17 protein-coding genes and 1 pseudogene are annotated in these 19657 nt (G+C 68.5%); 5 read left to right on the top strand and 13 right to left on the bottom strand.

Annotated features, from left to right (window positions below):
- The 3 genes from J7495_RS19770 to J7495_RS19760 form a co-directional block, all read right to left on the bottom strand.
- Positions 1 to 675 (bottom strand): S1 RNA-binding domain-containing protein (locus J7495_RS19770; protein ID WP_294058698.1); only part of this gene is annotated, 675 nt, incomplete at its 3' end.
- Between the two features lie 319 nt (positions 676 to 994).
- Positions 995 to 1741: an ABC transporter ATP-binding protein gene (locus J7495_RS19765; RefSeq protein WP_294058697.1), complete on the bottom strand. Its 747-nt coding sequence runs from the start codon at positions 1739 to 1741 to the stop codon at positions 995 to 997.
- The gene (locus tag J7495_RS19760; protein ID WP_294058696.1) at positions 1738 to 2745 is read right to left on the bottom strand and encodes a hypothetical protein; all 1008 of its coding nucleotides are present in this window, start codon (positions 2743 to 2745) and stop codon (positions 1738 to 1740) included. The genes J7495_RS19765 and J7495_RS19760 overlap by 4 nt, the downstream gene beginning before the upstream one ends.
- Before the next feature lie 248 nt (positions 2746 to 2993).
- On the opposite strand from J7495_RS19760, the gene J7495_RS19755 reads away from it, so the two are divergent.
- Positions 2994 to 4892 carry a TIR domain-containing protein gene (locus J7495_RS19755; RefSeq protein WP_294058695.1) on the top strand — a complete coding sequence of 633 codons (1899 nt, stop codon included), beginning with the start codon at positions 2994 to 2996 and terminating at the stop codon, positions 4890 to 4892.
- On the opposite strand, the gene J7495_RS19750 is transcribed toward J7495_RS19755, so the two are convergent.
- From J7495_RS19750 to aroA, 6 genes are all read right to left on the bottom strand, one after another.
- Positions 4889 to 6655: a TIR domain-containing protein gene (locus J7495_RS19750; protein ID WP_294058694.1), complete on the bottom strand. Its 1767-nt coding sequence runs from the start codon at positions 6653 to 6655 to the stop codon at positions 4889 to 4891. The two genes, J7495_RS19755 and J7495_RS19750, sit on opposite strands and share 4 nt — an antisense overlap.
- Positions 6655 to 8439 carry a TIR domain-containing protein gene (locus tag J7495_RS19745; protein WP_294058693.1) on the bottom strand — a complete coding sequence of 595 codons (1785 nt, stop codon included), beginning with the start codon at positions 8437 to 8439 and terminating at the stop codon, positions 6655 to 6657. Before J7495_RS19745 ends, J7495_RS19750 begins: the two co-directional genes overlap by 1 nt.
- Positions 8439 to 10247 carry a TIR domain-containing protein gene (locus tag J7495_RS19740; RefSeq protein WP_294058692.1) on the bottom strand — a complete coding sequence of 603 codons (1809 nt, stop codon included), beginning with the start codon at positions 10245 to 10247 and terminating at the stop codon, positions 8439 to 8441. Before J7495_RS19740 ends, J7495_RS19745 begins: the two co-directional genes overlap by 1 nt.
- A gap of 120 nt (positions 10248 to 10367) precedes the next feature.
- Complete coding sequence (locus J7495_RS19735; protein ID WP_294058691.1) at positions 10368 to 11189, bottom strand: hypothetical protein; 822 nt, start codon at positions 11187 to 11189, stop codon at positions 10368 to 10370.
- A gap of 111 nt (positions 11190 to 11300) precedes the next feature.
- Positions 11301 to 11945: a d(CMP) kinase gene (locus J7495_RS19730; protein WP_294058690.1), complete on the bottom strand. Its 645-nt coding sequence runs from the start codon at positions 11943 to 11945 to the stop codon at positions 11301 to 11303.
- On the bottom strand, positions 11942 to 13285 hold the full coding sequence (aroA, locus tag J7495_RS19725) for a 3-phosphoshikimate 1-carboxyvinyltransferase (protein WP_294058689.1): 1344 nt from the start codon (positions 13283 to 13285) through the stop codon (positions 11942 to 11944). The genes J7495_RS19730 and aroA overlap by 4 nt, the downstream gene beginning before the upstream one ends.
- A 125-nt stretch (positions 13286 to 13410) precedes the next feature.
- Between aroA and J7495_RS19720 the strand changes: the two genes are divergently transcribed.
- A complete protein-coding gene (locus J7495_RS19720; RefSeq protein ID WP_294058688.1) occupies positions 13411 to 13737 on the top strand; it encodes a TIGR02300 family protein in 327 nt (108 codons plus the stop codon).
- A gap of 306 nt (positions 13738 to 14043) precedes the next feature.
- Here J7495_RS19720 and J7495_RS19715 read toward each other — a convergent pair whose 3' ends face one another.
- The gene (locus tag J7495_RS19715; protein ID WP_294058687.1) at positions 14044 to 14511 is read right to left on the bottom strand and encodes a vgr related protein; all 468 of its coding nucleotides are present in this window, start codon (positions 14509 to 14511) and stop codon (positions 14044 to 14046) included.
- Positions 14512 to 14640: 129 nt separating this feature from the next.
- Here J7495_RS19715 and J7495_RS19710 point away from each other — a divergent pair, with 129 nt between their 5' ends.
- Complete coding sequence (locus tag J7495_RS19710) at positions 14641 to 16215, top strand: ABC-F family ATP-binding cassette domain-containing protein (protein WP_294058686.1); 1575 nt, start codon at positions 14641 to 14643, stop codon at positions 16213 to 16215.
- 180 nt (positions 16216 to 16395) lie between these two features.
- Positions 16396 to 17601 carry an HD-GYP domain-containing protein gene (locus J7495_RS19705; RefSeq protein ID WP_294058685.1) on the top strand — a complete coding sequence of 402 codons (1206 nt, stop codon included), beginning with the start codon at positions 16396 to 16398 and terminating at the stop codon, positions 17599 to 17601.
- A gap of 6 nt (positions 17602 to 17607) precedes the next feature.
- Here the strand turns inward: J7495_RS19705 and J7495_RS19700 are convergent, their stop codons facing one another.
- Genes J7495_RS19700 through J7495_RS19690 form a run of 3 tightly spaced genes read right to left on the bottom strand, consistent with a single transcriptional unit; the run spans position 17608 to position 18741 of the window.
- On the bottom strand, positions 17608 to 17778 hold the full coding sequence (locus tag J7495_RS19700; protein WP_294058684.1) for a hypothetical protein: 171 nt from the start codon (positions 17776 to 17778) through the stop codon (positions 17608 to 17610).
- A gap of 8 nt (positions 17779 to 17786) precedes the next feature.
- Positions 17787 to 18239 carry a PH domain-containing protein gene (locus tag J7495_RS19695; RefSeq protein ID WP_294058683.1) on the bottom strand — a complete coding sequence of 151 codons (453 nt, stop codon included), beginning with the start codon at positions 18237 to 18239 and terminating at the stop codon, positions 17787 to 17789.
- A 13-nt stretch (positions 18240 to 18252) separates the two neighbouring features.
- Positions 18253 to 18741 carry a copper chaperone PCu(A)C gene (locus tag J7495_RS19690; protein WP_294058682.1) on the bottom strand — a complete coding sequence of 163 codons (489 nt, stop codon included), beginning with the start codon at positions 18739 to 18741 and terminating at the stop codon, positions 18253 to 18255.
- Between the two features lie 164 nt (positions 18742 to 18905).
- Here J7495_RS19690 and J7495_RS19685 point away from each other — a divergent pair.
- Positions 18906 to 19657, top strand: a pseudogene (locus J7495_RS19685) (Hsp70 family protein); the annotation flags it as partial.

Raw genomic sequence — 19657 nt, 5'->3', positions numbered from 1 at the left:
GAGCAGGCCGTCGATGCCGCCCAGGTCGACGAACGCACCGTAATCGGTGATGTTCTTGACGACGCCGTCGATCACCTGGCCCTCGTGGAGCGACTGGATCAGGCCCGAACGCTGCTCGGCGCGGGTCTCTTCAAGGACGGCGCGGCGCGACACGACGATGTTGCCGCGCTTGCGGTCCATCTTGAGGATCTGGAAGGGCTGCGGAATGTCCATCAGCGGGGTCACGTCGCGGACCGGGCGGATGTCGACCTGGCTGCCGGGCAGGAACGCCACGGCGCCGTTGAGGTCGACGGTGAAGCCGCCCTTCACGCGGCCGAAGATCACGCCCTCGACGCGCGCGGACTTGGCGAACTCGGCCTCGAGCTTGTCCCAGGCAGCTTCGCGGCGGGCGCGGTCGCGGCTGAGCATCGCTTCGCCGTTCGCATTCTCGACGCGGTCGACATAGACCTGCACTTCGTCGCCGACCTTGAGCTCGGCCTTCTGGCCCGGCGCTGCGAACTCGCGCAGCGGCACGCGGCCTTCCGACTTCAGGCCGACGTCGATGACGGCGAGGTCGTTCTCGATTGCAGTGACGGTGCCCCAAACAACATGCCCTTCGAAGCTGTCCGCTCCGCCAAGGGTCTGTTCGAGCATGGCCGCGAAATCGTCGCGGGTGGGATTTGCCGAGCTGGCCATAAGGTTATCAGTTCCTAGCGTTCAACGTTATTCCGGCCGGCCGGTTGTCTCCGGCGGTCTTGTGTTGGCCGAATCCGCCGTACCAGCCCCATGCCGGATACGGCACCCGGCGCACGGAAGAGAGCGAGGGAGAACCCCAGTCGCATTGCACTGCAACAAGGACTTCGCTTGAAAGCGAAAAGGGCGCGTGAGGCCATCCTCCGCGCCTTCCCTCGCGAGCAACCGCCCGCCGGACGGCGCGCGCCATAGCGCGGGACGCGCCGAGAGGCAAGCGCAAGGCCCCTCAGGTCGTATATCGGTTTGAATTTGCATCGTCGCGTTATGCTCGCCGGCCTCGATCCCGCTCCGCGCCGGATCGCAACAGGTCGATGGTCCGCCGTTCGAACGCTTGGGGTGATTGGGCCGCTTGCGCGAGTGTCGAACGATCGATCACCAGCGCGACGCGGCCATCGGCGAGCATCATTCCCTCGTCGCAGGCCGTGGCGAGCGTGCCCAGGTCGTGAAGGGCGGTGAGAAGCGTCAGCCCGCCATCCACCAGAGCCCGCAATGCCTGGCGCAGGTCGAATGCCGCGACGGGATCGAGCCAGTTGAAGGGCTCGTCCAGCACCACCAGGGACTGGCTGCCGGCGAACGCCAGTGCGATGGCGGCTCGCTGCCGCATTCCCGCGGAACAGTCCCCCACCCATTTGTGAAGCAACGGGTCGATTCCGAGCGCGGCGCGGACCGGGCCGAGGCGTTCGCACGCGGTTTCGATGCTGCCGCTCACGAGTTCGAGCAGGTCGCGGACGCGCAACGCGTCCGGCAGACGATCGCCGGGCGGTGCGAACCCGAAGCGTTGCGCGCGGGCCATTCGGTTTTCGACGAGGTCCGCGCCATCGATGATGCACGTTCCCGCGGCGAACGGCAGGCGTCCCGCGAGGGCGCGAAGGAGGCTCGTCTTCCCCGATCCGTTGGCGCCGATCAATCCGAACCAGCTTCCCGCCGGCACGACGAGGTCGACGTCATGGAGGACGCGGGTGCCGGATCGATCGACCGATGCTCCGGCGAGCTGGATCGCCGTGGTCACGCCAGCAGCCAGGTCGTGGGATTTGAACGGCGATGCAGATACCAGAGGATGGCGGCGACGATGAGCGGCAAGAGCATCGGCATCGCGATCCCCGCGAGGCACACCGCGCCGGTGCAGATGCTGACGAGCATGTCGGCGGTCCGCTTCGAATGGATGCGATAGGCGAGGATTCTGGTCGTCATCAGCACCAGTGCCGCCAGGACGGCACCAGAAATGACGAGGGCGACAAGCCTCTCGGACAGGACCAGGGACGCGAAAACGGTCAGGATGAGGAAGATCGAAAGGGGGCGAGCGTGGATGCCGACGATCCGACCGGCCGAGTATCCGGACTCCGTCATGAAGCGGACGACCTTATAGTCCAGCGTGGTGAGCAGGATGGCAGCCACCGCGCTCACCAGCCCGAGGAACGCCGCCATCGGGCCGGGTCCGATCGATCCGAGCAGCAGCAGGGGCAGGAGGGCCGGGATTGCGGCCAAGGCTCCCGAGATCGGCCGTCGCAGCAGACGCCCGACGGCTCGAAGGGAGGACGGCTGGCGAGGCGACGCGCCCGTAAGGGCCGTTCGGCACGCGACCTGGCAGATGCCGGCTCCGACCAGGTAGCCGATCGGTGCGAGAAGGGCGGCCGGCGGGTGACCGATCGCCGCGCCGATGGTCACCATGGCGCAGACCAACGCATGGATCGACAGGGCGTAGTGCCGGCGCGCATCTTCGGCCAGGGCATCAGCGGCGAGAACGCCGTCCTGCGAGTGAAAATCCATTCGGCGCTGGATCATCAGCGCCGCCCCCGCACCAGCCGCTGCGGCAAGAGCCACGACCGCCGTTGCCGCGAAGAGGAACGGCCGACCGGACAAGGCGGACCGCTCCGCGGCCAGAGCGATCGACAGGACCGCGAGCGCGATCAGCAGGTCGCCCCAGGAGGAGAAGGCGGAACGCAGTTCGTTGGCGACGATCATCCGGTCGTGTCGCAGAAGTCGCGCCTTCTTCCGGTCCGTCGCGTCCTCCATCAAATTCCCGGCCTCGCCGTTGAAACGCTTCTTCTATGGTCGCCGGGCGCCTCGCCCTCGGCGTCGATCAGCGTGGCCAGGCGCGTGGGTTCGTCGAGCGTGTCCATTGCGCGCTTGTGCGGCACCGCGGCGGCGGCGGCAATGGCTTCGCGCAAGGGGTGCTGCGCGCATGCAATCCGGACCGATCTTTCCCGCGCGGCCGGTTCCGAGGCATGCTATCCATATGGAAACCGGGCTGGGGGAGCCGCATGGCCGACGTGTTCGTCTCGTACAAGTCGGAGGACCGGGGTCGCGTGAAGCCGCTCGTCGCGGCGCTCGAGGCCGATGGCTTCTCGGTCTGGTGGGATGCGCAGATCGGCGCCGGCGACAAATGGCGCGAGACGATCGAGACCAACCTCACCGCCGCGAAATGCGTGATCGTCGTGTGGAGCGTGCGCTCGGTCGGGCTCGAAGGCCATTTCGTGCGCGACGAAGCGACGCGCGCACTCCGGCGCCACGCCTATCTGCCGGTGCGGATCGACGCGGTCGAGCCGCCGCTGGGCTTCGGCGAAGTCCAGGCGATGTCGATCGAAGGCTGGAAGGGCAGCCGCAAGGACGCGCGCTATCTGTCGATCCTCGAAGGCGTGCGCGCGCTCGTCGAGCGGCGGGCGACGGTGGCGGCCGCTGCGGCCACCCCCGCGCCGCGCAAGGGGATCGACCGGCGGATGCTGCTCGCGGGCGGGGGCGTCGCCGCGCTCGGAGCGGCGGGTGCCGCGACCTGGCTGCTCTGGCCGTCGCCGGTGCAGGCCGATACCAGCATCGCCATCCTGCCCTTTTCAAACCTCTCGGGCGATCCCGGCCAGGCCTATTTCGTCGACGGCCTTACCGAGGAGTTGCGCACGGCGCTCACCCAGATCCCGCAGCTCAAGGTGTTCGGCCGCACCTCGTCCGAGGCGGTGCGCGAGCTCGATCCGCGCGCGGCGGCGTCGAAGCTTGGCGTCGGCAACATCCTGACCGGCAGCGTGCGGCGTTCGGCCGACAAGGTACGCGTCACCGCGCAGCTCATCCGCGGCAGGGACGGGATCGAGCGCTGGTCCGACACCTATGACCGCCCGGCCGGCGACGCGATCGAGATCCAGACCGCGATCGCGAGGAGCGTCGCGCGTGCGCTGCAGATCCAGCTGACCGGGCTGGGCATCGACGCGCTCACGCTGGGCGGAACGCACAACGCCGAAGCGCATGACCTGGTGTTGCAGTCGATGACGGCGAAGCCGCTCGACTCGCCGGTGGCGGACCTGCGCCAGACGCTGGCGGTGGTCGACAAGGCGCTTGCGCTCGACCCCAGGTTCGGCCGCGCCTGGGCGGCGCGCGCCTATATCCTCATGAGCCTGTCCGACTATGAAGCGTCGCCGGCTACGGCGGCGGCGATGCTGCAGCAGGCCAAGGCCGCGGCGCAGCGCTCGCTCGACGTCGCGCCGGGGATGCCGGTGGGCTATGCGGTGCTTGGCACGATCCTGTCGTGGCAGCTCGACCTCGCCGGCGCGCGCAAGGCGCTGACCCAGGCGCTGGCGGGCAATGATCCGGTCGCGATGTCGGCGGCGGCGCGTTTCCTCGCGGCAATCGGCGAGGCGCAGCCGGCGCAGGACGCGATCGCGCGGGCGATCCAGCTCGATCCGCTCAACATCCAGCCCGAGGCGGCGCGCGTCGACATCCTCTATCGCTGCGGGCGTTTCGACGAGGCGCTCAAGGCCGCGCGCGCGGTGCTGGCCATCGAGCCGGACATGGATTGGGGCAACCAGCTGCTCGGCGACGTGTTGCTCCAGCTCGGCAAGCCGCGTGACGCACTCGCCGCCTATCGCCGCAGCAGCGAGGAGGGGGCGGGTCCCCCGGCGCGATTCGCGATCGTCCAGTGGCTGATCGGCGATCATGCCGAGTCCGATACACTCTATGCGCGCTACCGGGCGACGGCGGGCGACACGGCGCATTATCAATATGCCCAGATCGAAGCCCAACGCGGCCACAAGGATGCGGCGCTGGGCGAGCTGGAGCGCGCTTGGCAGTTCCGCGACCCCGGGCTCAAATATCTCCGCACCGATCCGCTGTTCGCGGCGCTGCGCGGCGAACAGCGGTTCACGGCGGTGCTCGCGAAGCTGGGGCTGCCGGGCTAACCCTCCCGCAGCATCGCCCGCGTCGCGCCGAGCCGCGCCAGCGCCTTGTCGAGCATCGCCTTGTAGCGCGGCTCCTCGCGGATCGGATGGAGGTCGGGATCGATCACGCAGTGGCGCAGGTGCGAGAGGCTCGCCTGGTCGAAATAGGCCTCGAGCAGGTCGAGCGCGCCCTGGTTGTCGCCGAGCTGCATCGCCAGCGCGCAGGCGAGGTTGTAGCGCATCAGGATATTGTCGGGCTCGAGCATCACCGCACGGTCGATCCATTCGCGCGCACGGTCCAGCTCGCCGAGCACTGCCAGCCCGCCCGCGCCCATGCCCATCGCGCCGCCGTTGGTCGGGTCCTGGGCGATCTCGCGCTCGACCCGCGACACGGTCATCTGGGCGGAGCGCTGAAGCGCTTCCTTGTCGCCGGTCGCTTCGTAGCAGGTCGTGAGCATGCTCGCGTCGTGATAGTCGGTGTCCATCAGCGAACAGGCTTTTTCGAAATAGGGGATCGATTCGGCGATGCGATCCTGGCGGAAGAGCAGGAACGCCATCTCCTTGTTGACCTCCCAGCTCTGAGGATCGAGCTGGAGCGCGGTCGCAAGCTCGCGGCTCGCGGCGTCGTGGTCGCCGGCGCCCTGGAAATAGCGCGCCTTGACGCAATAGGGCTCGGGGATGGCCGGATCGAGTTCGAGCGCGCGCTCGGCGGCGGGCATGCCGTTCTCGTCGACGCGGTGCCAGAAGCGCATCTCGGCCTGAGCGAGCGCCATCAGCGCCCAGGCCTTGGCGTAATTGGGATCGATCCCGATCGCGCGCTCGCAGATGCGGACGATCAGCTCGTCGCGGCGGCGATTGCCGACATTGCCGCTCACCCAATGGCGGCGTGCGAGCAGGTAGAGGTTGTAGGCGTCCGAATTGGTGGTGGTGCGCTGCTCGATCGCCTTCTTTTCCTTGGGCAGCAGCTTCAATTTGAGCGCGCCGACGATCGCCTTGGAGATCTCGTCCTGGATCGCGAAGATGTCGGTCAGGTCGCGGTCGTAGCGGTCGCCCCAGAGCTGGTGGTTGTTCGAACAGTCGATCAGCTGCGCGGTGATCCGCACGCGCTGCCCGGCCTTGCGCACGCTGCCCTCGACGATGTGGGTGACGCCGAGGTCGCGCGTCATCGCCGGCATGTCGATCGGCTTGCCCTTGAGCGCGAAGGCGGCGTTGCGCGCGATGATGGTGAGCGCCGAGACCTTGGCGAGGTCGATGATGATGTCCTCGCTGATCCCGTCGCTGAAATATTCCTGCTCGGTGTCGCCGCTCATGTTGAGCAAGGGGATGACGCAGACCACGGCGCGGGCGGAGGGCGGCGGGCCGCTCTCGGCCTGGGCCGCGGCCGGCGCTTGCGCGGCGCCGGCGAGCGAGGCGATGCTCGCCATCACCTTGCTCCAGCCCGGCGTGTCGGTCTCGCCATTCCAGCCGTTCAGATCGGCGCACTGGATCTGGTTGAAGGGCATCGGCGGCAGCACGCCGTCGAGGCTGACCTGCACCAGCGTCCCTGCCTCGCGCGCGGCATCGGCTTCGGCGCGGACCCATTGCGATCGCGTCGCTTCGCCCGACCAGAGCACCAGCACGGCCTTGGCCGCGGCGATCCGTTCCTCGATCACGTCGCTGTATGCGCGGTGCGCAGGCAATTCGTCGTCGCGCCACACGCCATAGCCCGCGCCGCGCAGCACTTCGCCCGCGACCTTCGCCAGCCGCTCGTTGGGGCGGGCATAGGAAATGAAGATGTCCGACATCAGCCGCCCGCCATCGCTGCCCCGCGCCCTTCGCCGGGCAGCGCGGCGCGCGACGCGCCGAGCCGTGCCAGCGCCTGGTCGACCATCGTCTGGAAGCGCGGGTCGTCGCGCACCGGGTCCATGTCGGGGTCGATCGACCAATGGCTGAGCTGGGGCAGGCTGAGATTGTCGAAATAGGGCGCGATCAGGTCGAGCGCGCCGTCATGGTCGCCGAGGCAGACGAGGCCGCAGGCGAGGTTGTAGCGCATCGTGAGGTTGTCGGGATCGATCAGGATCGCGCGCGCGGTCCATTCCTTGGTGCGTGCGGTCTCGCCGAGCAGCGCGAGGCTGCCCGCGCCGGTGCCGAGCGCGAAGCCGTTGCTCGGGTCGCTCGCCATCACCTTCTCGCAGCGCGCGACGGTGATCCGCGCCGCCCGGAGCGCGCCTTCGCTGTCGCCGACGCCCGAATAGCAGGTCACCAGCATGTTGGGGTCGTGGAAGTCCGACTCCATCAGCGCGGTGGCCTTTTCGAAATAGGGGATGGCATCGGCCATCCGGCCCTGGCGGAAGTAGAGGAAGGCGACTTCCTTGCTCACTTCCCAGCTCTCGGGATCGAGCTCCAGCGCCTGGTCGAGCACGGCGTTGGCCTCGGCGATCCTGCCTTCGTCCTGGAGGTAGCGCGCGCGGACGCAATAGGCCTCCGCGATGCCGGGATCGAGCGCGATCGCGCGGTCGGCCGGGGACAGCGCGTCGACCGACTCCATCCCGTGCCAGAAGCGCAGCTCGGCCTTGGCGAGCGCCATCAGCGCCCAGGCGCGGGCATAGCCGGGGTCGATCGCGGTCGCCTGCTCGCAGATGCGGACGACGGCCTTGTCGCGGCGCTGGTCGCCCTTGTTGCCGCTGATCCAGTGCTGGCGAGCGAGGAGGTAGAGGTTGTACGCCTCGGGATTGGTCGTCCCGCGCTGCTCGATCGCCTTCTTCTCCCTGGGGAGGAGCTTGAGCTGGAGCGCCGCGACGATCGCCTTGGAGATCTCGTCCTGGATCGCGAAGATATCGGTGAGATCCCGGTCGTAGCGCTCGGCCCAGAGCTGCTGGGCGTCGGCGCAGTCGATCAGCTCGGCGGTGATGCGAACGCGCGTGCCCGCCTTGCGCACGCTGCCCTCGAGCACATGCGTCGCGCCGAGATCGCGCGCGAGCGCGGCGAGGTCGACCGGCTTGCCCTTCAAGGTGAAGGCGGTGTTGCGCGCGACCACCGAGAGCGAGGAGACCTTGGAGAGGTCGACGATGATGTCCTCGCTGATCCCGTCCGAGAAATATTCCTGCTCGGCGTCGCCGCTCATGTTGAGGAAGGGGAGGACGCAGACCATCACCCGGCGCGACGGCGCGGGCGCGGCGGGCGCTTCGCCGGCGCTCACCGTGCCGACCAGCGTGGCGATGCTGCTCACCGCTTTCTGCCAGCCCGCCGAGCCGGTGTCGCCGCGCCAGCCCATCAGGTCGGCGCACTGGATCTGGTTGAAGGGCATCGGGGGCAGCACCCCGTCGATGCTGACCTGCACCAGCGTGCCCAGCTCACGCGCGGCATCGGCCTCGGCGCGCACCCATTGCGAGCGAACCGCATCGTTCGACCAGAGCACGAGCACGGCCTTGGCGGACTTGATCCGTTCCTCGATCACTTCGCTATAGGCGCGGTGCGCGGGCAGCTCGTCGTCGCGCCACACGCGATAGCCGGCGGCGCGCAGGGCCTCGCCCGCCGCCTTGGCGAGCGGCTCGTTGGGACGCGCGTACGAGATGAAGATGTCGGACATCAGGCGCCCTGCGGTCCGGAGGCCGACTCGGCCTGGGCGCTTCGCTCGCCAGGCAGGGCATTGCGCGTGACGCCGTGCCGGGCCAGCACCTGGTTCACCATCGCGTCGAAACGTGGATCGTCGCGCAGCCGGTCCATGTCGGGATCGACCCAGCAATGGAGAAGCTGAGTCATGCTGAACTCCTTGAACTGCGGCTCAAGCAGTTCGAACGCGGCGTCCAACTCGCCGAGCCGCACCATTCCGCAGGCGAGATTGTAGCGCATCGAGGCGTTCTCGGGATCGATCAGCATCGCGCGTTCGGCCCATTCCCGGGCGCGGCGCGCGTCGCCGAGCGCGGCCAGCGCATAGGCGCCGGTGCCCATCGCGAATCCGTTGCTGGGGTCCTGCGCGACGATCTTCTCGATGCGCGATACCGTGAGCTGTGCGGTGCGGCGGACGTTCTCGCCATCGCCGATCGCCGAGTAGCAGGTGTTCAGCATATTGGCGTCGTGGAAGTCTGTCTCCATCAGCGCCGTGGCCTTTTCGAAATAAGGGATGGCCTCGCGAACCTGCCCCTGGCGGAAGGTCAGGAAGGCGACTTCCTTGTTGACTTCCCAGCTGTCGGGGTCGTGGCGCAGCGCGGTGGCGAGTGCTTCATTGGCTTCGTCGAACTTGCCCTCCTCCTGAAGATACCGGGCGCGGACGCAATAGGCCTCGGCGATCTCGGGATCGAGCGAGAGCGCGCGCTCGGCGGCGGTGAGTGCGTCGACGCTGGCGATCCCGTGCCAATAGCGCAGCTCGCACTGGGCGAGCGACATCAGCGCCCAGGCTCGGGCATAATCCGGATCGATCGCCACGGCCTGCTGGCAGATGCGCACCACCACCTTGTCGCGGCGCTGGTCGCCCTTGTTGCCGCTGATCCAGTGCTGGCGAGCGAGGAGGTAGAGATTATAGGCCTCGGGGCTCGAGGTGCCGCGATGCTCGATCGCCTTCTTCTCCCTGGGGAGGAGCTTTAGCTGGAGCGCCGCGACGATCGCCTTGGAGATCTCGTCCTGGATCGCGAAGATGTCGGTCAGGTCGCGGTCGTAGCGGTCGGCCCAGATCTGGTGCCCGGCGGCGGCATCGATCAGCTGGGCGTTGATCCGCACGCGCTCGCCCGCCTTGCGGACGCTGCCTTCGAGCACGTGGGTGACGCCCAGGTCGCGCCCCAGCGCGCCATTGTCGATCTGCTTCCCCTTGAACGCGAAGGCGATGTTGCGCGCGACGATGGTGAGCGCCGAGACCTTGGCGAGATCGGTGATGATGTCCTCGCTGATCCCGTCCGAGAAATATTCCTGCTCGGCGTCGCCGCTCATGTTGAGGAACGGTAGCACGCAGATCACCACCTTGCGCGCGGGCGTCGTGCTCGGCGGGCCGGCCGGGGCATTGGGGAGAGCGACCGCGCCGGCGAGCGAGGCGATGCTGCTCACGGCCTTCTGCCAGCCGGGAAGCGATGCCTCGCCGGTCCAGCCCATCAGGTCGGCGCACTGGATCTGGTTGAACGGCATCGGCGGCAGCACCCCGTCGATGCTCACCTGCACCAGCGTGCCCAGCTCACGCGCGGCATCGGCCTCCGCGCGCACCCATTGCGAGCGAACCGCATCGTTCGACCAGAGCACGAGCACGGCCTTGGCGGACTTGATCCGTTCCTCGATCACTTCGCTGTAGGCGCGGTGCGCGGGCAGCTCGTCGTCGCGCCACACGCGGTAGCCGGCGGCGCGCAGGGCCTCGCCCGCCGCCTTGGCGAGCGGCTCGTTGGGACGCGCGTACGAGATAAAGATGTCGGACATTCGACGCCACTGCCCCCCGACAAACGTCTGATCGTTGTACCGGCTTGCCCCTTGTGAGCAAGCGCAGAAAATGGGGCCGGTTTCCGAGCGACGGACGCGGCTTACGCGCGCTGGCTCAGGTTAGTCCGCAGGGGTATCCGCCGGGGCGTCCGCGGGGGTGAAGGTATAGGTGATCCGGATGTTGACCCAGGATCCGACCAGCACCTTGCCGCCGACGCGCGGCGGGCGGACGAGGAACTGCCACGCGGCTTGCCGCACTGCACGCGCATAGCCCGATGCGCGCGGGCTCTCGCCCAGCTCGATGCAATCCTCGACATGCCAATGGTCGATCGTCCGGCAGGCGACTTCGCCCCAGCCGTCGCGCTGCGACTTGGGTGGGAGGTAGGTGTTGAGCTCGGCGTGGGTCGGCTCGCGGTACCATTCGGCGTAATAGAGCGGCTCGCCGTGCGGGCCCTTGCCCGAGGCGCGCGGCGTGTCGCCGGCGCGAATGCCCGAAGAGCCATTGTCGTCGCTCGACGCGCTATCGCCGGCAGCGACGGGCGCGGCGCTCTTGTTCCGGCCGATGTCCGAGGCGGCATAGTCGCTGCGAGTGAGATGGAGGAACGCATAGGGGGTCGGCGGCGGCTGGTCGGTCTGCGGCGGCGGGGTGGGGACGGGGATCGGCTTCTGCGCCGCCTGTTGCGTCGCACCACGACGGGTCGCCTGCGCCTCGGCCTTGCGCGTCTCCGGCGACTTGGTGGCGTCGCTCGAATCCTCCTCCTGCCCGGCGATGCCGAAGACCTTGGGGAATTCCTTCTTCTTCGGCGCGACCACGCTGGCGCCGAGATAGACGATCATCAGCGCGATCAGCAGCTCGATCAGCAGCGCGAGCAGGAAGGGCAGGCCGCGACGACGCACGCCCTCGCGCACGCGCTCCACCACGGTTTCGAACTCGATACGCATCTGGGAAAGGATCGTCCCCGCAGCCGGACGCACTCGCGCGACTCGCGCTCACGCCTCACCACGCGCATAGGGCGGCAAAACGTCGAGGTCGTGGCGAAAAAGCGCGCGGGTTCAGCCCGCCGCCTGTTCCTGCTTCCGCGCCATCGTCTCGTCGATCAGCGCCACGGCGCGCTGCACCGCGGCTTCGATCGACAGGAAGCTGGTGTCGAGGATCCTGGCGTCGGCGGCGGGGACCATCGGGGCATGCGGGCGCTTGGCGTCGCGCTCGTCCCTGGCCCGGATGTCGGCCAGCACTTTGTCGAGGCTGGTGAGGATGCCGCGCTTGCGAAGCTCGAGGTGGCGGCGCTGGGCGCGGATCATCGGCGTCGCCTTGACGAACAGCTTTACGTCCGCCTCGGGCGCGATCACCGTGCCGATGTCGCGCCCGTCGAGCACGGCGCCGCCGGGCTGCGCGGCGAACTTGCGCTGGCGCAGCAGCAGCGCCGCGCGCACCAGCGGATGCGCGGAGACCACCGAGGCGGCCTTGCCCACTTCCTCGCTCTTCAGCCAGGGATCGTCGAGGATGAACTCGTCGAAGCCGCACGCCGAGACCGCGTCGGCTTCGTTCGCGGGATCGAGTTCGTGGCGCAGCACGGTCGCGCCCACCGCGCGATAGAGCAGCCCGGTGTCGAGGTGCGGCAGCTTGTAATGGCGCGCAAGGGCCCGGGCGATGGTGCCCTTGCCCGATGCGGCGGGTCCGTCGACGGCGATGATCATGCTTTTAGGTCGGAGCCCTGAGTGAGTCGGTCAAGGGTGGCGAAGAAATTCGGATAGCTGGTCGAGACCGGCGCGGCATCGTCGAGCGTGACCGGCGACCGGGCTGCCATCGCGGCGATCGCGAGGCTCATCGCGATCCGGTGGTCGAGCTTCGTCGCGATCGTGCCGCCGCCGGGCAGCGCCTCGCCGCCCGAGCCCTGGATCGCCAGCCCGTCCTCATATTCCTCCACGCTCACGCCGATGGTGCCCAATGCTTCGGCCATGGTTGCGATCCGGTCCGATTCCTTGACGCGCAGCTCGTGCGCGCCGCGCGCGATCGTCCGGCCCTCGGCCAGCGCGGCGGCGACGAAGAGGATCGGATATTCATCGATCATGCTCGGCGCCAGATCGGGGGGCACGTCGATCGCGGCGAGCGGTGCGTGACGCACGACGAGGTCCGCGACCGGCTCGCCGCCGACGGTGCGCGCGTTGGTCTCGGCGATGTCCGCGCCCATCATCCGGAGCGCGGTGATCAGGCCGGTGCGCGTCGGGTTGAGGCAGACGTTGACGATCGTGACCTCCGAGCCCGGGACGATCGAGGCCGCGACCATCCAGAAGCCCGCCGAGGAGGGATCGCCGGGGACCGTGATCTGCTGGGGCTTGAGCTCGGCCTCGCCGGCGATCGAGATGACCTTGCCCTCGGGGCTGTCCTCGACATTGATCGTCGCGCCGAAGCCGCGGAGCATGCGCTCGCTGTGGTCGCGGGTCGGCACCGGCTCGATCACCTGGGTGATCCCCGGCGTGTTGAGCCCGGCGAGCAGCACCGCCGACTTGACCTGCGCCGAGGCGACCGGGAGCGTGTAGTTGATCGGCACCGCGGGCGCGATGCCGCGGAGCATGAGCGGGAGGCGTCCCCCGGGGCTCGCGCCGATCGACGCGCCCATCTGCGACAGCGGCTCGATCACGCGCCCCATCGGGCGCTTGGACAGCGAGGCGTCGCCGGTGAAGGTGACGGTGATCGCGTGGCTCGCGACCAGCCCCATCAGCAGCCGCGTCGAGGTGCCCGAATTGCCCATGTCGAGCGCCGATTCGGGCTGGAGCAGCCCGCCCACGCCCACGCCCCAGACGCGCCAGATGCCGTCGTCGCTGCGGTCAATGATGCAGCCCATCGCGCGCATCGCGGCGGCGGTGGCGAGCACGTCCTCGCCTTCGAGCAGTCCCTCGATCCGGCTCTCGCCCACCGCGAGCCCCGCGAACATCAGGCTGCGATGGCTGATCGACTTGTCTCCGGGCACGGTGAGGGACCCGCGTAGCGGACCGCGCGCGGAAAGGGTCATCGGACGGGGGATCGAGCCATGCATCGCGCGCGGCTTTGACACCGGGCTTGCACCATGGCAAGGCGCCCCCCACTTTGCGCCGCTCGCTCACGCGGTTTGAGCCTGCGTGCGCACAATCATCAATTTCGAATAAGCTGAAAGAGGCACAGATGGTGAAGCCGGAATGGGGCACGAAGCGCGGGTGCCCGAAGTGCGGTACGCGTTTCTACGACCTGGGCAATGACGAACCGGTGACCTGCATCAACTGCGGCTTCGCCTGGGCGCCCGAGCCCATCCTGAAGTCGAAGCAGCCGCTGCCGTTCGAGCAGGTCAAGTCCGTCGACAAGGCCGAGGTCGAGACCGAGGACGCGGATCTGGGCGACGAGGATCTGGACATCGGCGGCGACGACGACGAGCCCTCGCCCGACGACGATGTCGATCTGGGCGGTGACGACGACCTGGGCGTCGAGACCGGCGGCGACGACGACGAGCAGTAAGCTGCGATTGCGCATGCCGCGAGCGCTTGCCACGCTCGCGGCATGAGCCCGTTCACGGACAAATCCGCGCGGCACGATCACGATGCTCGCGGCCGAAGCCGGTACGCAGCATGCCTATTTGAGTGCTGTTCCAGCCAATAAACAGGTTTGTCATGCTGAACTTGTTTCAGCATCCACCCCGCCTCCAGGCGATGTCGCCCGTGGAGGTTCAGACGCTGAAACAAGGGCCTCTTTGAAGCAGGTGGGGCGCTGCCTCCCGAGCCGTCATCCCGGCGAAAGCCGGGACCCAGGGCCACGAGCGATATCCTAGACTCCCCGCACCCCGAACGGCAGCAGCGCTTCGTACACCGCGAGCGGCGGCGCGCCAGCGACGGGGAGGCCGCGGCGGAGCAGGAAGGTATGGCGGACGATCTCCGCCTGCTGCTCGAGGCCGTAGCGTTCGAACGGCTGGCCGGGCTTCATCGCATAGTCGTAGCGGCAGAAGGGATGGCGCTTGAGCGGCAGGAAGATGCCCTGCTGCCATTGCCAGATGTGCGTCATCTCATGGAGGAAGTCGCTCTGCGCGCCGGGATTGGCGTGGGCGAAATCCTCCGAATAGGTGCCGCCGGCGGGGTGGTAGTGGATCGTCCCCATCGGCGCCATGATCGTGCGCCTGGGCTGGAAGAAGATCCATTTGCGATTGGCGACGCGCGCCTGCGCATAGTCGATCGCGCCGCCGAAGATCGTGCGGGCGAGCTCGGCCTCGCCTTGGGTCAGCGGACGATCGGGATCCATCGGGCGCTCCGCGGTTGGATTCCCGTGCGGCATAGCGCATAGGCGGCGCTCCGTACCAGCGTCAGGAGGCTTCCATGAACCAGAGCAAGCAGACCCTCGCCCGTCCCGCTTCCTCCCGCATGGTGTCCCATGGCTTCGCTGCTCACGATCGACTCGCTTTCCGCCGCCACGCCTGACGGCGCGACGCTCTTCCATGGCCTGACGCTCTCGGTCGGTACCGAGCGGATCGGGCTGGTCGGGCGCAACGGATCGGGCAAGTCCACCCTGCTGCGCATCATCGCCGGCGAGGATGCGCCCGCTTCGGGCAGCGTGGCGCTCGCCGGGCGGGTGGGCACGCTCGAGCAGCACTGGTCCGGCGAGCTTTCGGTCGCCGAGGTGCTCGGCGTGAACGAGATGCTGGCGCGCCTCGCCCGGATCGCGGCGGGGGAAGGCGAGAACGCCGATTTCGACGAGGCCGACTGGACGCTCGAGCCGCGGATCGAGGCGGCGCTCGCCGAGACCGGGCTCGCCGCGATGCCGCTCGACCGGCGCGTCGAAACGCTGAGCGGCGGCGAGCGCACGCGCGTCGGCATCGCGCGGCTGCTGCTCGACGCGCCCGACCTGCTGCTGCTCGACGAGCCGACCAACAACCTCGACGCCGACGGCCGCGCGGCGGTGGCGGCGCTGCTCGCGGGCTGGCGTGGCGGCGCGCTGGTCGCGAGCCACGACCGCGCGCTGCTCGAAGGCGTCGATCGGATCGTCGCGCTCTCGCCGCTCGGCGCGCGCGTTTTCGGCGGCGGGTGGAGCGGCTACGCCGAGGCGCGCGCCGCCGAGCGCGGGCGCGCCGAAGCCGAGCTCGACCGCGCCGGCGCCGCGGTGAAGGGCGCCGAGGCCCAGGCCCAGCACGCGCGCGAGCGCCAGGCGCGGCGCGACAGGGCCGGGCGCGCCTATGCCGCGTCGGGCTCGGCGCCCAAGATCCTGCTCGGCCGCCAGAAGGAGCGCGCCGAGAACAGCGCGGGGCGTGGTGAGCGCGTCTCCGACCGCACGGTCGATGCGGCGGGCGAGCGGCTCGATGCGGCGCGCGCGCAGGTCGAAGTGGTGACGCCGCTGGTGATCGACGTGCCGCCGACCGGCCTGCCCTCGGGCCGGCGGCTGCTCGCGATGGAGGCAGCGTGCGTGGGGGTGGGCGAACGGCTGCTCGGGCCGTGGACGCTTGAGATCGCCGGGCCCGAGCGCGTCGCGGTGCTCGGGGCCAACGGCTCGGGCAAGACCAGCCTGCTCCGCGCGGCGATCGGCGAGCTGCCGCTTGCCTCGGGCAGCGTCTGGCGCGCCGAGGGTCGGCTGGCGCTGCTCGACCAGCATGTCGCGCTGCTCGATCCCGCCGCGACGATCCTCGCCAATTTCCGCCGCCTCCACCCGGGCCTCACCGAGCGCGAGGCGCATGCCGCCTGCGCGCGCTTCGCCTTCCGCAACAAGGATGCGCTGCGCATCGCTGGCACGCTCAGCGGCGGCGAGCGGATGCGCGCGGGGCTCGCCTGCGTGCTCGCCGGGGCCGAGCCGCCGCAGCTGCTGCTCCTCGACGAGCCGACCAACCACCTCGATCTCGACTCGGTCGAGCTGCTCGAATCGGCGCTGCGCGACTATGACGGCGCGATCCTCGCCGTAAGCCATGACCCCGGCTTCCTCGACGCCCTCGGCATCGAGAGAAATATTGTTGCGGGATGAGACCAATCGAGCCCCTCGGGGCTGAGATTGCCTCTACAATGGAGGTAGTTGCGTCTCACCTCCCGTGGGCGCCAGTGCGAGTTAACCTTCGAGAATGTGGCGGTATTTCAAAGGGGTGACGCGATCCGAAGCGTGCGACCGAAAGGCCGCCCGCGTCCGCCTGCCCGCCGTTTTCGCGCCATGCTGAAGCGCATTCCTCCCAAGGAGGTGACGCTGGGCATGTTCGTGCACAGCCTCGAGGGCGAATGGCTCTCGCATCCCTTCTGGCGCAAGAAGTTCCTCGTCACCAAGAGCACTCAGCTCGACGAGCTGCGCCGCAGCGGCGTGCGGCACGTCGTGGTCGACGTCGGCCGCAGCGTCGATGCGCCGATGGTGACGCCGCTGCGCCCGGCCGTGCGCCGCGCCGCGCCGCAGCAGAAGACCGAACGCTATGTCGCCGACCTCCAGCACACCAATCGCGTCGTCGCCGATGCGCGGCGGCTGATGAAGGGCGTGTTCGAGCGCGCCGCCGACGGCGAGGCGACCGCGGTCGCAGAAGTCGAGGCGGTGGTCGAATCGATCTCCGACACGCTCGACCGCAACCGCGAGATGCTGCTCGGCGTGGTGCGGCTGCGCTCGCGCGACGAATATACCTATTTCCACTCGGTCTCGGTCGCGACGCTGATGATCAACTTCGCGCGCGAGCTGAAGCTGCCCGAGGAAGTCGCGCGGCTGATGGGGATCGCGGGGCTGTTCCACGATCTCGGCAAGATGCGCGTCGCGCCGGCGATCCTGAACAAGCCCGGCCGCCTCACCGTCGAGGAATTCGCCGAGATCAAGAACCACCCGGGCTATGGCCACGAACTGCTCAAGCTGACCGACAACGTGCCGGCGATCGCGCTCGACGTGTGCCTGCACCATCACGAGAAGATGGACGGAAGCGGCTATCCGCACGGGCTGAAGGAAGGCGAGATCAGCCTTGCCGCGCGGATGGGCGCGATCTGCGACGTCTATGACGCGCTCACCGCTGCGCGGCCCTACAAGGATGCGTCCTCGCCGGTCGCCGCGATCGCGATGATGGCGAACTGGAAGGGGCATTTCGACACCGACCTGCTGTTCCGCTTCATGAAGAGCATCGGCGTCTTTCCGGTCGGCATGCTGGTGCTGCTGCGCTCGGGTCATCTCGCGATCGTGCGCGACAACGGCCGCCGCGCGAGCCGCGCACGCCTGTCGCTCTTCTACGACATCCACGACAAGCAGCTGATCCCGACGCACGAAATCTACCTGTCGGACATCAAGGGCACCAATCTGATCGTCGAGCCGGCGAACCCCGAGGCCTATGACCTGCCGAACTGGGGGGCGCTCAAGGACGTGCTGCTGAGCGGGCGCGACCCTTCGCTGGGTTGAGCGATTTCAGGGCCGCGGGATGCGCTTGCCCTTGGTGCGGCTGGTGAGGTGGAAGCGGCCGCAACGATCACACCGATAGGGCCTGAGGGCAAGGCCGCTCGCCTCGACCGTGCGAAGGGCCGCGGCTTCGTCGGCGAAGCGGGCCTTGCGGGCACAGACGCTCAGCCGCGTGCGCATCGCGCCGCTCAGACCTCGCCCATCCCCTCCTGCACCATGTCGACTTCGCGTACCCCGCGCAGGCGGCGGGCGGCGTTGACCAGCTCGCGCAGCTTCTCGCGGCGGGCGCGGGCATGGGCGACGTCGCGGATAACCAAAGGCGCGTCGCGCGTGGTCTCGTCGGACGAGGTGATCGTGATCGTGCCGATGTCGGCCATCTGGTTGATCACCGAGAAATCGATCCGCACGTCCTTGATCCGGTAGAGCTCGATCTCGTCGATCGACTTCTGGAGGATGCCCTTCTCGAGGATCAGCCGGTCGTCGGTGAGCGTATAGGTGACGCCGAGGTTGATGATCCACTTGACCAGCAGGATGACCAGCCCGACGCCCACCAGGCAGAGGATCAGCGTGCCCCAGCCCGCGAGCGTGCCGGTCAGCCAGCCGAGCGTCGAGGAACGGAAACGGTCGATCGGCTGGCTCATCGCTTCGGACTCCTCAGTTCGGCTCGGGATCGCCCGCGCCCACCACCATCGCGCTCACTGTTAGCTTCTTGCCGTCGGCGAAGTCGAGGGTGAGGGGCACCTTCGCGCCCGGCTTCACCGTCGGCGCGACGTCGAACAGCATGACGTGGCGGCCGGCCGGCGCGAACTTCACTTCGCCGCGCGCCGGAAGCGCGACGTCCTTGACCGGCTGCATGCCGGTCATCGACGCGCCCATGTTCGCCATGGCGTCATGGTCCATCCCCGCCATGGCGCCATGGTCCATCTCCATCGTCTCGTGCATCTCGGCGCGCACCGCGAAGGGGGCGGAGACCTTGACCAGGGTGCCCGCGCTCGAGCCGCCGTGGAGGGTGAAATAGGCCGCGCCCGGATTGCCGGCGACCGCGGGCAGGCGAACCCAGGCATGGTCGACCGTGGGATCGGCGGGGGCCTGCTGGCACGCCGCCACCAGCACCGCTGCTGCCAGGCCGAAGGTGATGCGCATGCGAAGCTCCTCTCCCAAATCGGGAATTGCGATGTCGATGCCCTATAAAGCCGCCCGACTTGCGGCAAGCGCATCGGCACCTATATCGACAGCCGTAACCGGCCGCGTCGCCTCTTTTGGGACGCGGCTTTCACGTGAATTCGAGTGGGGGCCAACGAGGGACCATGGCTAAAGTAATCGGAATCGACCTGGGCACGACCAACAGCTGCGTCGCCGTGATGGAAGGCGGCAAGCCGAAGGTGATCGAGAATGCGGAAGGTGCGCGCACCACGCCGTCGATCGTCGCCTTCGCCAAGGACGGCGAGCGCCTCATCGGCCAGCCGGCCAAGCGCCAGGCGGTCACCAATCCCGACAATACCGTGTTTGCGGTGAAGCGCCTGATCGGCCGCCGCTTCGACGATCCGGTGACCAGGAAGGACACCGAGCTGGTGCCCTATTCGATCGTCCGCGGCCCCAATGGCGACGCCTGGGTGAAGGCGGGCGGCGAGGACTACAGCCCGTCGCAGATCTCGGCCTTCATCCTGCAGAAGATGAAGGAAACCGCCGAATCGTACCTCGGCGAGACCGTTTCGCAGGCCGTCATCACCGTTCCGGCCTATTTCAACGACGCGCAGCGTCAGGCGACCAAGGACGCCGGCAAGATCGCGGGCCTCGAAGTGCTCCGCATCATCAACGAGCCGACCGCGGCGGCGCTCGCCTATGGCCTCGAGAAGAACGACGGCAAGACGATCGCGGTCTATGACCTCGGCGGCGGCACCTTCGACATCTCGATCCTCGAGATCGGCGACGGCGTGTTCGAAGTGAAGGCGACCAACGGCGACACCTTCCTGGGCGGCGAGGACTTCGACTCCAAGCTCGTCCAGTATCTCGCCGACGACTTCAAGAAGGCGGAAGGGATCGACCTCACCAAGGACAA

Origin of the sequence: Sphingomonas sp. (assembly GCF_017745215.1) — a bacterium.
Taxonomy (GTDB): domain Bacteria; phylum Pseudomonadota; class Alphaproteobacteria; order Sphingomonadales; family Sphingomonadaceae; genus Sphingomonas.
This window is presented reverse-complemented; position numbering and strand designations above follow the sequence as displayed.